Source organism: Variovorax sp. MPBD4-3, assembly GCF_058809745.1.
In genome coordinates, this window is sequence record NZ_JBXASW010000015.1 from 118,178 (window position 1) to 129,799 (window position 11,622).

At 68.1% G+C, this 11,622-nt stretch carries 10 protein-coding genes; 7 read left to right on the forward strand and 3 right to left on the reverse strand.

Annotation, left to right across the window (positions count from 1 at the left end; genetic code table 11):
• Positions 1–21: 21 nt before the first annotated feature.
• A complete protein-coding gene (gene zwf, locus AC1RVW_RS12220) occupies positions 22–1,494 on the reverse strand; it encodes a glucose-6-phosphate dehydrogenase (protein ID WP_081268501.1) in 1,473 nt (490 codons plus the stop codon).
• 143 nt (positions 1,495–1,637) lie between these two features.
• On the opposite strand from zwf, the gene AC1RVW_RS12225 reads away from it, so the two are divergent.
• From AC1RVW_RS12225 to AC1RVW_RS12240, 4 genes are read left to right on the forward strand one after another with little or no spacing between them, the layout of a single operon-like run.
• A complete protein-coding gene (locus tag AC1RVW_RS12225; protein WP_081268500.1) occupies positions 1,638–2,651 on the forward strand; it encodes an ABC transporter substrate-binding protein in 1,014 nt (337 codons plus the stop codon).
• Positions 2,652–4,913, forward strand: coding sequence for an ABC transporter permease (locus AC1RVW_RS12230; RefSeq protein ID WP_493200141.1), 2,262 nt, complete (start codon positions 2,652–2,654; stop codon positions 4,911–4,913). It begins immediately after the preceding gene.
• Positions 4,914–4,929: 16 nt separating this feature from the next.
• Positions 4,930–5,982, forward strand: a complete 1,053-nt coding sequence (locus AC1RVW_RS12235; RefSeq protein ID WP_409194967.1) for an ABC transporter ATP-binding protein — start codon at positions 4,930–4,932, stop codon at positions 5,980–5,982.
• Positions 5,983–5,994: 12 nt separating this feature from the next.
• Positions 5,995–6,657, forward strand: coding sequence for an HAD family hydrolase (locus AC1RVW_RS12240; protein WP_081268497.1), 663 nt, complete (start codon positions 5,995–5,997; stop codon positions 6,655–6,657).
• Here AC1RVW_RS12240 and AC1RVW_RS12245 read toward each other — a convergent pair.
• On the reverse strand, positions 6,603–7,271 hold the full coding sequence (locus AC1RVW_RS12245) for a lipocalin family protein (protein WP_285414940.1): 669 nt from the start codon (positions 7,269–7,271) through the stop codon (positions 6,603–6,605). The two genes, AC1RVW_RS12240 and AC1RVW_RS12245, sit on opposite strands and share 55 nt — an antisense overlap.
• Positions 7,272–7,527: 256 nt before the next feature.
• Here AC1RVW_RS12245 and tal point away from each other — a divergent pair, with 256 nt between their 5' ends.
• From tal to AC1RVW_RS12260, 3 genes are all read left to right on the forward strand, one after another.
• Entirely contained in the window at positions 7,528–8,484 is a 957-nt protein-coding gene (gene tal / locus AC1RVW_RS12250) for a transaldolase (protein WP_106935587.1), read from the forward strand.
• A gap of 2 nt (positions 8,485–8,486) precedes the next feature.
• On the forward strand, positions 8,487–10,040 hold the full coding sequence (gene pgi / locus AC1RVW_RS12255; protein ID WP_493200144.1) for a glucose-6-phosphate isomerase: 1,554 nt from the start codon (positions 8,487–8,489) through the stop codon (positions 10,038–10,040).
• A 139-nt stretch (positions 10,041–10,179) separates the two neighbouring features.
• Positions 10,180–10,512: a DUF805 domain-containing protein gene (locus AC1RVW_RS12260; protein ID WP_081268493.1), complete on the forward strand. Its 333-nt coding sequence runs from the start codon at positions 10,180–10,182 to the stop codon at positions 10,510–10,512.
• 67 nt (positions 10,513–10,579) lie between these two features.
• Here the strand turns inward: AC1RVW_RS12260 and AC1RVW_RS12265 are convergent, their stop codons facing one another.
• A complete protein-coding gene (locus AC1RVW_RS12265; protein WP_493200154.1) occupies positions 10,580–11,602 on the reverse strand; it encodes a 4-hydroxythreonine-4-phosphate dehydrogenase PdxA in 1,023 nt (340 codons plus the stop codon).
• Positions 11,603–11,622 lie beyond the last annotated feature (20 nt).

The window sequence follows — 11,622 nt, forward strand, 5'->3', positions numbered from 1 at the left end:
CGGCCCGGGCCCGAGGGGGCCTTACTGCTCCTCGCCCCAGGAGAAGCCGTCGCGCGCGATCATCGCGCTCGACGCGCTCGGGCCCCAGGTGCCGGCCGCATAGGGGCGCGGGCCGCCGTCCGATTCCCAGCTGTCGATCAGCGGCTCGACCCAGCGCCAGGCTTCTTCCTGCTCGTCGCTGCGCACGAACAGGTTGAGCCGGCCGTCGATCACGTCCAGCAGCAGGCGCTCGTAGGCGCCCACGCGCTCGGCGCCGAAGCGCTTGTCGAAATCCAGGTCCAGCTGCACCGGCGCCAGCTGGTTGGCCGAGCTCTGGTTGCCGTTGCTGCGCTGTCGGTTGTCCTGGGCCTGCGCGAGCATGTGCAGCTCCAGCCCGTCCTTGGGCTGCAGGTTGATGACGAACTTGTTCACGTTGCCGGCCGGCGCGCGATAGATGGCGTGCGGCGTGGGCCTGAAATTGACCTCGATGCGCGCGTCGCGCGAGGCCAGTCGCTTGCCGGTGCGGATATAGAACGGCACGCCGGCCCAGCGCCAGTTGGCGATTTCGGTGCGCAGCGCCACGAAGGTCTCGGTGCGGCTGTCGGGGTTCACGCCCGGCTCGTCGCGGTAGCCCTGCACCCGCTCGCCGTAGGCCGTGCCGGCCGTGTACTGGCCGCGCACCGCGTGCAGGCTCAGGCTCTCTGGCGTCCAGGGCTTCAGCGCGCGCAGAACCTTGAGCTTTTCGTCGCGGATGGCGTCGGCGTGCGAGTTGATCGGCGGCTCCATGCCGATGGCGCACAGCAGCTGCAGCGCGTGGTTCTGCACCATGTCGCGCAGCGCGCCGGTCTGGTCGTAGAAGGCGCCGCGCTTTTCCACGCCCAGGTCTTCGGCGATGGTGATCTGGATGTTGGCGATGTGCTCGCGGCGCCAGATGGGCTCGAACAGCGCATTGCCGAAGCGCATGGCAAAGAGGTTCTGAACCGAGGGCTTGCCCAGGTAGTGGTCGATGCGGAAGACCTGCTTTTCCTCGAGCACCTTGCCCACGGCCGCGTTGATGGCGCGGTTGGAGGCGAGGTCGTGGCCCAGCGGCTTTTCCAGCACGATGCGCGTCCTGGGGCCGTTCATGCCGGCGGCGGCGATCTGCTCGACCACCTGCGTGAAGAGCGCGGGCGCGGTGGCCACGTACATCACCACCGTGTCGGCGTCGCGCTGCTTGAGCAGTTCGGAGAGGCGCGCGTAGTCTTCCGTCTTGGACAGGTCCATGCGCAGGTAGTGCAGCATCGACGCGAATTTCTTGAACTCGTCGGGCGAGGGCCGCTTGGCGCCTTCGACCGCATTGAAGCGCGACTGGATGAGCTCGCGGTACTGGTCGTCGGAGTGATCGTCGCGAGCCACCCCGATGATTCGCCCGTCTTGCGGCAGGCTGCCGTGCCGGAATGCCTGGAACAGCGCGGGCATGAGCTTGCGCCATGCGAGGTCGCCAGTACCGCCGAACAGAACGAGATCGAAGCTCATGAGAAAACTTTCCTTTGTCTGAGTGCCGAGCAGGCCGATATGCCAGTCGCGATGGTACTTGTACCGATTCGCGAGACCTGTACTAAAGCTACGCTGCACCACGGCCGCAAGGCCATTTTTTTATGCCGAGGTGGAGATTTCGAATGAAGAGCAAGCTTTTTACCGCAGCCGCGCTGCTGGGTCTGTCGGCCGCGGCGTCGGCGCAGACCGTCAATGTCATCTGCTCGGTCCAGGCCGAGTGGTGCAACGTGATTTCCACCGTCTACGCGCGTACCACCGGCGTGCGCATCAACATGGCGCTCAAGGGTTCCGGCGAGGCGCTGGCCCAGCTGATCGCCGAGAAGGACAACCCCAAGACCGACGTCTGGTTCGGCGGCACCGGCGACCCGCACCTGCAGGCGGCCGAACAGGGCCTGACGCTCGAATACAAGTCGCCCACGCTGTCGCAGCTGCACCCCTGGGCGCAGCAGCAGGCCAAGCAGTCTGGCTACAAGACTGTCGGCATCTACTCGGGCCCGCTGGGCTTCGGCTACAACCCCGAGCTGCTGGCCAAGAAGAAGCTGCCGGTGCCCAAGACCTGGGCCGACCTGCTCAAGCCCGAATACAAGGGCGACATCCAGGTGGCCAACCCCGCGTCGAGCGGCACCGCCTACACCATGATCGCCACGCTGGTGCAGATGATGGGCGAGGACAAGGCATTCGAGTACCTGAAGGCGCTGCACAAGAACGTGGGCCAGTACACCCGCTCGGGCACCGGCCCGATCAAGGCGGTGGCGCGCGGCGAGACCGCCATCTCCATCAGCTTCGTGCATGACGGCCCGGGCGAGAAGATGCAGGGCTTCCCGGTCGAGACCATCACGCCGAGCGACGGCACCGGCGCCGAGATCGGCTCCATGAGCATCATCAAGGGCGCGCGCAACCTCGACGCCGCCAAGAAGTTCTATGAATGGGCGCTGACGCCCGCCGCGCAGGAACTGGGCGCCGCGAACAAGCAGTTCCAGCTGCCGAGCAACGTGAACGCCAAGCTCGACCCGCGCATTCCCGACTTCAAGAAGATCAAGTTCATCAACTACGACTACGCCAAGTACGGCGCCAGCGCCGAGCGCCGCCGCCTGATCGCGCGCTGGGAAAAAGACGTCAATTCGCTGCCCCGCTAAGTGGAAGCGCGCGCTATCGAAGGCGCGCCGGTCAATCCGGCGTCCCTGGCCGCCGCCCGGCGTTCGCAGCGCTGGATCTGGGCATGGGTCGCGCTGGGCCTGGCGGCCTACCTGCTGCTGCCCTGGTATGCGATCCAGGATTCGACCTGGTACGAAGCCGTTCCGCAGGTGTTCAGCCAGGCGGAGGGCGCCAACGGACTGATGCAGGCGGCCACGCAGGGGCGCGGCTGGCTCTTCATCGGGCTGGCGGGGCTGCTGCTGTGCGCAGTGGGCGCATGGCTGCCGGCCGGCAAGGCGCAAGGGCGCTGGCTGCTGGCGGGCGGGCTGACAGGCGCGCTCGGGCTGGCGGTGGCGGGCTTCACCATCGGTGCGCGCGGCTGGAGCTTTGCCGCGCTCAACGCGCAGTTCGGCGAGCTGGCGGTCAACCAGTTCGGCATCGGCGCGGGCGGCTTCGTGGCGCTCACGGTCCTGGTGCTGCTGATGGCCTTCGGCATCGCGCGGCTGGGCCTGTTCAAGGGCGACCTGTTCGTGGCGGCTGCCGTCGTCGGCTGCGGCGTGCTGATGGCACTGTTCATCGCCTACCCGGTAAGCAAGGCGCTGTCGGGCGCCTTCTTCAATGAAGACGGGCAGTGGTCGATCACGGCCTTCGTCGCCCGCGTGTTCACCGAGCGCATCTGGGGCCTGGGCTGCCTGAGCGGCGGCGTGCGCTGCGGCGTGGCCTGGAACACGCTGGTGCTGGCGCTGCTCACGGCCGCCGGCACCACCTTCCTGGGCACGCTGATGGCGCTGATGGCCGAGCGCGGCAGCAAGCGCGGGCAGGGCGCGCTGCGGGTGCTGGCGCTGCTGCCGATCATCACGCCGCCGTTCGTGGTGGGGCTCGGGCTCATCTTGCTGTTCGGCCGCGCCGGCATCGTCAACCAGGTGCTGGAGAGCGTGTTCGGCATCGAGCCCACGCGCTGGTTCTACGGCATGCCGGGCGTGCTGGTGGCGCAGCTGTTCGCTTTCACGCCCATCGCCTTCATGATCATGCGCGGCGTGGTGCAGGGCATCGCGCCCAGCCTGGAAGAGGCGGCGCAGATGCTGCGCGCCGACCGCCGCCGCACCTTCTTCACCATCACGCTGCCGCTGCTGAAACCCGGGCTGGCCAATGCCTTCCTGGTCGGCTTCATCGAAAGCATTGCCGACTTCGGCAACCCGGTGGTGGTGGGCGGGCAGTTCTCGGTGCTGTCGACCGACATCTTCTTCGCCATCGTCGGCGCGCAGTACGACCAGGGCCGCGCGGCCTCGCTGGCCTGGGTGCTCACGCTGTTCGCGCTCGGCGTGTTCGCGCTGCAGCGCGGCCTGCTGGGCAAGCAGAACTACACCACCGTGAGCGGCAAGGGCGACGCCGGCATCGCGATGGCGCTGCCCGACGGCGTGCGCCGCACCATCTACTGCATCGCCATGCCGTGGATCGCGTTCACCGCGGTGGTCTACCTGTTCGCCTTCGCGGGCGGCTTCGTGCAGACCTGGGGGCGCGACTACAGCTTCACGCTGAACCACTTCAAGAGCGCCTTCGCACTGGAGTGGGGGCAGTTCGGCCTGGTGTGGGCGGGCACCGCGTGGAACTCGCTGATCACCACGCTCAAGCTCGCGGGCATCTCGGCGCCGATCACCGCCGCGCTGGGCCTGCTCATTGCCTGGCTGCTGGCGCGCAACGAGTTCAAGGGGCAGGGGCTCTTCGAGTTCGGCGCGCTGCTGGCCTTCGCGATTCCGGGCACGGTGCTGGGCGTGAGCTACATCCTGGCCTTCAACGTACCGCCCTTCGAGCTCACGGGCACGGGGCTGATCATCGTGCTGTGCTTCATGTTCCGCAATCTGCCGGTGGGCGTGCGCGCCGGCACGGCGGCATTCAAGCAGCTCGACCGCTCGCTCGACGAAGCCTCGCTGATGCTGCGCGCATCGACCTCGCAGACGCTCTTCAAGGTGGTGCTGCCGCTGCTCAAGCCCGCCCTGGTGGCCGCGCTGGTCTACAGCTTCGTGCGCGCCATGACCACGGTGAGCGCGGTGATCTTCCTGGTCACGGCCGAGAACGAACTGGCCACCACCTACATCATCGGCCGCGTCGGCAACGGCGACTACGGCATTGCGCTGGCCTACTGCACGGTGCTCATGATCCTGATGTCGCTGGCGATTGCGCTGGTGCAGTGGGTGGTGGGGGAGCGCAAGCTGGGGCGGCGCAAGGCGGGGGCGGCACCCGTGGTGGCCGCGCCGGTGCATTGAAACGGGAGAACAACACATGAGCAACGGCATCGAATTCCGCAACGTCACCAAGCGCTACGGCACCGACAAGAACGCGCCGCTGGCCGTCAAGGGCATCAGCTTCGAGGTGCCCGTGGGCACGCTCACCACCATCCTCGGCCCCTCGGGCTGCGGCAAGACGACCACGCTGCGCATGATCGCGGGGCTGGAGTCGCCGACCTCGGGCTCGATCTTCATGGGCGGGCGCGACGTGACCACGCTGGGCCCGGCCGAGCGCAACGTCAGCATGATGTTCCAGAGCTATGCGCTGTTCCCGCACATGAACGTGATCGAGAACGTGGGCTACGGCCTGCGCATGAGCGGCGTGAAGAAGGACGAGGCCACTTCGCGGGCGCGCGAGGCGCTGCGCGGCGTGGGCCTTGTCGGTTTCGACGAGCGCCTGCCCAGCGAGCTTTCGGGCGGCCAGCAGCAGCGCGTGGCCCTGGCGCGCGCGCTGGTGCTGGAGCCGGCGGTGCTGCTGTTCGACGAGCCGCTGTCCAACCTCGACGCCCGCCTGCGGCGCGAGATGCGCGAAGAGATCCGCACGCTGCAGCAGCGGCTGAAGCTCACGGTGGCCTACGTCACGCACGACCAGAGCGAGGCGCTGGCCGTGAGCGACCAGATCATCGTCATGGACCACGGCGTGATCGCCCAGCGCGGCACGCCCGAGCAGCTCTACGGCCGGCCCGAGAGCGAGTTCGTCGCCGGCTTCATGGGCGAGGCGATGGTGTTTCCCGCCACGGCGCAGGCCGACGGCAGCGTGGCGTTGGGCCCGCTGCGCCTGCAGCCGCGCTACGCGGTGGCGCCCGGCACGGTGAAGGTGGCGGTGCGGCCCGAGGCGTGGCAGATCGGCGCCCACGGCGCGGCCGACGGCCTGCCGGCCACGTTGCGCAAGTCGGCCTACCTGGGCAGCTTCTATGAATATGGCTTCGACACCACCCTGGGGCCGGTCTTCGTGGTGTCGACCGACCTGTCACGGCCGCTGGCGGCCGGCGCCCAGGCAACGCTGTCCCTGGGAGCCCACGGCGTGAGCGTGGTGCCCGGCGCATGAAACAATGGCGCCATGAACGTGGTTTTCGATCTGGGCGCCGTGCTGTTCGCATGGGAGCCCGCCCGCCTGGTACAGGCTCACCTGGCGTCCCATGCACCCACCGAGGCCGCCGCGGCCGCGATGGGGCGGGCGCTTTTCCATCACGACGACTGGACAGGCTTCGACTGCGGCACCCGCACGCTGGATGACGCCATCGCCCGCATGTCGGCCCGGCTGGCGCTGCCGCCGGAGCCGTTGCACGCGATGCTGCAGGGTCTGGGCGAGCGGCTGGAGCCGATCCCGGTCACGGTGGCCATGCTCGAGCAGCTCATGGAACACCGCGAAGCCGGCCAGCCGCTGCGGCTGTACTACCTGTCGAACATGCCCGCGCCCTACGCCAGGGCCATCGAGCGCCGGCATGCCTTCATGCGGCGCTTCGACGGCGGTGTGTTCTCGGGCGACGTGAAATTCCTCAAGCCGGAGCGCGAGATCTACGAGGTGCTGGCCATGCGCCACGGCCTCGACCCCGAGCAGACCGTGTTCATCGACGACTCCGCCGCCAACGTGGAAATGGCCCGTGCCTTCGGCTGGCACGCCATCCATTGCACGTCGCCGGCCATGCTGCCTTCGCAGCTGCAGCGTTACCTGCCGGTCAGCACCACCTTGTCGGTGTCGAACCCCAGGCTGCGGGCGTAGTCGAGTTCGGCTTCGAGCACGGCGGCATCGAGCCGCGGCGCGCGCGACAGCACCCAGAGGTACTGCCGGTCCGGCGTGCCGACGAGCGAGACCTGGTATTCGCGGTCGAGCTTCAGGATCCAGTAGTCGCCCCACACCAGCGGCAGCCAGCTGAGCCATGCCGGCGCAAAACGCACTTCGAGGCGGCCCGCGCCGGGCTGTCCCGCCACGGGCACCACGCGCGCGGTGCCGACGGCCTCGTCGAAGTTGCCGTCCTGCCGAACGCAGCGGTTGACCACCTGCACGGTGCCGTCGGGCTGCGGCGTGTATTCGGCGGTGACGGGGCCGGCGCATTGTTTCTGGAAGCGATTGGGCAGGCGGGCCTGCTCGTGCCACATGCCGGCATAGCGCTGCAGGTCGACCGGGGCCACCACCTGCAGCGGCGCGCGCATCAGCGGAGCGCCGTCGGCCGGGCCGGCCGGCTGGGCGCGTGCGGTGCGCGCCGCCCCCAGCGCCAGCCAGGTCGCAACGCCGCCCACCACGAAGGCCGTGGCCATGGCGCCGATCGCATGGCTGGTGCGGCGGTCGTCGAAAGGTCGGACGGCGGGCGCCGTGGGGCGCGGGCGTTGGGTCATGGGGCACTCCTGGAAGGGATGGAAAAGTTCAGCATCCGCTTCAGGATAAGTGTGGGGCGGGCGCCCGGCCGTCAGTCGCGGACCACAGCCGCTGTAGGGCGAGGAGGCCGGACGCGCCCCATGAAGAAGCGGACAACCCCACGGGCATCAGGCTGATGGAGCCGCGCGGAAACCCGTGCTACGGTGCGCATGAAAACATCGGCCAACGCGCAACTGCGTGCAGGACTTGTCATAACCCGCACAGGATAATGATTTCATGAACCAACTCGATGCCCTCCGCCAGTGGACCACCGTCGTCGCCGACACCGGTGACTTCAAGCAACTCAGCGTTTCCAAGCCGCAGGACGCGACCACCAATCCGTCGCTGATCCTCAAGGCCGTGCAGAAGCCCGAATACCGCCCGCTGCTCGACGAGACCGTGAAGAAACACGCGGGCAAGCCGCTCGACGAGGTCATCGACCGCCTGCTGGTGCGCTTCGGCACCGAAATCCTCTCGATCATTCCGGGCCGCGTGTCGACCGAAGTCGACGCCCGCCTGTCGTTCGACACCGCCGCGACCATCGCGCGCGGCGAGCGCATCGTGGCGCTCTACAAGGCCGAAGGCATCGACACCGAGAAGCGCCTGCTCATCAAGGTGGCTTCCACGTGGGAAGGCATCGAGGCCGCGCGCGCGCTCGAGCAGAAGGGCATCCGCACCAACCTGACGCTGCTGTTCTCGTTCGCGCAGGCCGTGGCCTGCGGTGCGGCCGGCGTGCAGCTCATCTCGCCCTTCGTGGGCCGCATCTACGACTGGTACAAGAAGACGGCAGGCGCCAAGTGGGACGAGGCCGCCAGCGCCGGCGCGAACGACCCCGGCGTGAAGTCGGTGCGCCAGATCTTCGAGTACTACAAGCAGCACGGCATCAAGACCGAAGTCATGGGCGCGAGCTTCCGCAACGTCGGTCAGATCAAGGCGCTGGCCGGCTGCGACCTGCTGACCATCAGCCCCGAGCTGCTGGCCGAGCTGGCCGCCAGCAACGAGCCGCTCGAACACGCGCTCGACGCCAAGGCCGCGGCCAAGGGCGACGCGCCCAAGGTGAGCTACGACGAAGCCGGCTTCCGCTTCGCGCTCAACGAAGACGCCATGGCCACCGAGAAGCTCGCCGAAGGCATCCGCGCCTTCGCGGCCGACGCGGTGAAGCTCGAAAAACTCATGCAGGAAAGCGGCAAGTAGACATGGCCATGCAACTTCGCTGCGACCGTGCGCCGGCCTGGGCGCAGCTGCAATCCGCCTTCGATATCGCGGGCCGCCAGTTCGACGTGCGCCACGCCTTCGTCGACGACGCCGGCCGATTCAAGCGCTTCAGCCAGGAGGCGCCATATGTGTTCGCCGACCTGTCGAAGAACCTGATCGACGCGCGCACGGAAGAGCTTCTGCTCACGCTGGCCCGCGAATGCGGCCTCGAGGCGCACCGCGACGCCATGTTCGCCGGCGAGCACATCAACAACACCGAAGACCGCGCCGTGCTGCACACGCTGCTGCGCGCGCCGGCCGATGCGCCCACCGGCCCGAAGACCGCGAACGAGCTGCGCGAGGTGCACGCCACGCTCGACGCGATGCTGGCCTATGCCGAGAAGGTGCGCGCCGACCACACGATCACCGACGTGGTGAACATCGGCATCGGCGGCTCCGACCTCGGACCGCAGATGGCTGTGCTGGCGCTGGCCGAGTTCGCCGCGCCGGGCAAGCGCTTCCACTTCGTGTCGAACGTCGACGGCCATGAACTGGCGGGCGTGCTGAAGGGCCTGGCGCCCGAGCACACGCTCTTCCTCATTGCCTCGAAGACCTTCACCACGGCCGAGACGATGACCAACGCGCAGTCGGCCAAGCGCTGGTACGAGCAATCGGGCGGCACCGACATCGCGGGCCACTTCGCGGCGCTCACCACCAACGTGGAAGCGGCGAAGAAGTTCGGCATCGACACCACCTTCGGCTTCTGGGACTGGGTGGGCGGGCGCTATTCGCTCTGGTCGGCCATCGGCCTGCCGATTGCGCTGGCCATCGGCGCCGACGGTTTCCGCCGGCTGCTGGCAGGCGCGCATGCCATGGACGAGCACTTCCGCACCGCGCCGCTCGCGCAGAACCTGCCGGTGCGCCTGGGCCTGCTCGACGTCTGGTATCGCAACTTCCACAAGTTCACCAGCCGCGGCATCGCGCCGTACCACAGCGCCCTGAAGCGCCTGCCGGCCTACCTGCAGCAGCTCGAGATGGAAAGCAACGGCAAGCAGGTCGATGCGGACGGCAAGCCGGTGGCATTCGGCACCTCGCCGGTGCTGTGGGGCGAGCCGGGCACCAACGGCCAGCATGCCTACTTCCAGATGCTGCACCAGGGCACGGACGTGATCCCGCTCGAATTCTTGGCGGTGCGCGACGCCTCGCACGACCTCGAAGGCCATCACCCCAAGCTGCTGGCCAACGCGCTCGCGCAGGCGCAGGCGCTGATGGTCGGCAAGCTCGACGAGGGCGGCCACAAGAACTTCCCGGGCAACCGGCCGAGCACCTTCTTCGTGTTCGAGAAGCTCACGCCCGAATCGCTGGGCGCCTTCCTCGCGATGTACGAGCACCGCGTGTTCACCAGTGGCGCGCTGTGGGGCATCAACAGCTTCGACCAGTGGGGCGTGGAGCTGGGCAAGGTGCTCGCCAGGGACATCGAACCACGCCTGGCTTCGGGCGACATCACCGGCCTCGACGCATCCACGGCCGGCCTCCTCAAGCGCCTCGGCGGCTGAATCGACCGCCAGGAATGCACTGAATAAGCCGTTTGTTTGCGAGCAGATGGCTGTTTTTGGCTGTATTTGTGGTTGAAAGATGCGCCGATATGATCGGCCCAGGGAAATTTCCCTGGGATCAATCAAGAGGAGCCGATAAATGGATTTTCAAACAGCGGTCAAGACCTGCTTCAACAAGTACGCCGACTTCACCGGCCGGGCCACGCGCTCGGAGTACTGGTGGTTCGTGCTTGCCGAGGTGGTCGTTCTCATCGTGGCGAGCCTTATCCACCAATACGTGTACGTGATCGCCGCGCTGGCCTTCCTGCTGCCCGCGCTGGCGGTGGGCGCGCGCCGCCTGCACGACATTGGCAAGAGCGGCTGGCTCCAGCTGCTGATGCTGATCCCGGTCATCAACCTCGTGCTGATCTATTTCTACGTGCAGCCGACGCAGCCGGAGCCCAACGCCCACGGTGCGCCGCCGGCCGCCTGAACATTGAAGCGGCGCCGTTAGGCGCCATGGTTTCCGAGGGCCGCGCAAGCGGCCCTTTTTGTTTGCCTCAGCCGGCCGGCATGCGCACCGGCGCGCCGCTGGCCATGCGCACGCACAGGTCGAAGGCCTGCTGCAGCCCCTCGATCTGCGCGATGCCCCGGCCCGCGATGTCGAAGGCGCTGCCGCTGGCCGACGTGGCCACCGGCACCGGCAGGCCGCCGTGCAGGGTCACGCCCTGCTCGAACCCCATGAGCTTCATCGCGATCTGGCCCTGGTCGTGGTACATCGACACCACTGCGTCGACGTCGCCGCGCCGCGCGCCGATGAACACCGTGTCGGGAGAGAACGGGCCGCGCGCGTCGAAGCCTTCGGCGCGCAGGCGCTCGATGGCCGGCGCGATGATTTCGATTTCTTCCATGCCGATCGAGCCGCCGTCGCCCGCGTGCGGGTTGAGCCCCGTCACCGCGATGCGCGGATGCGCCACGCCCGAGCGGCGCAACGCGGCGGCGATGATCTTCACCGCGTCGCTCACGCCCTGCACGGTGATGTGGCTCGCCACGTCCTTCAGCGGAATGTGCGAGGTCACGCGCGAGGTCCAGAGCGAGCCGGTGAGGTTGAACTCGCAGACGAAGCCGGTGACGGCGAAGCGCTCCTGCATGTAGCGCAGCTCGTCCTCGTGCACCAGGCCGCCCAGGCGCAGCGAATGCTTGTTGAGCGGCGCGAACAGGATCGCCTCGGCCTGGCCGCGCCGCACGGCGGCGGTGGCCAGCTCCAGCGCCTCGAACGACGCCCGGCCCGATGGCTCGTTCGATTCGCCGAGCACCGGCTCCTGCCCCTGCATCCAGTCCTTCGCGAGCAGGGTGGGCCGGCCGTCCTCGAAGCGCAGCGTGTCGAGGCTGTCGGCCGTCAGCACATCGAGCTTCGCGCCCGCCACCCGTTCGCCGGCCGCGAGCACGACCGGGTCGGCGATCAGCAGCACGCGGGCCGCATCCAGGTTGCGCTGGCGCGCCAGCAGCTTCACGGCCATTTCGGGGCCGATGCCGCTCGGGTCGCCGAGCAGCACGGCGATGCGGGGCTTGGCGAGTGTCACGCCGGGGGTTGGGGATGGGG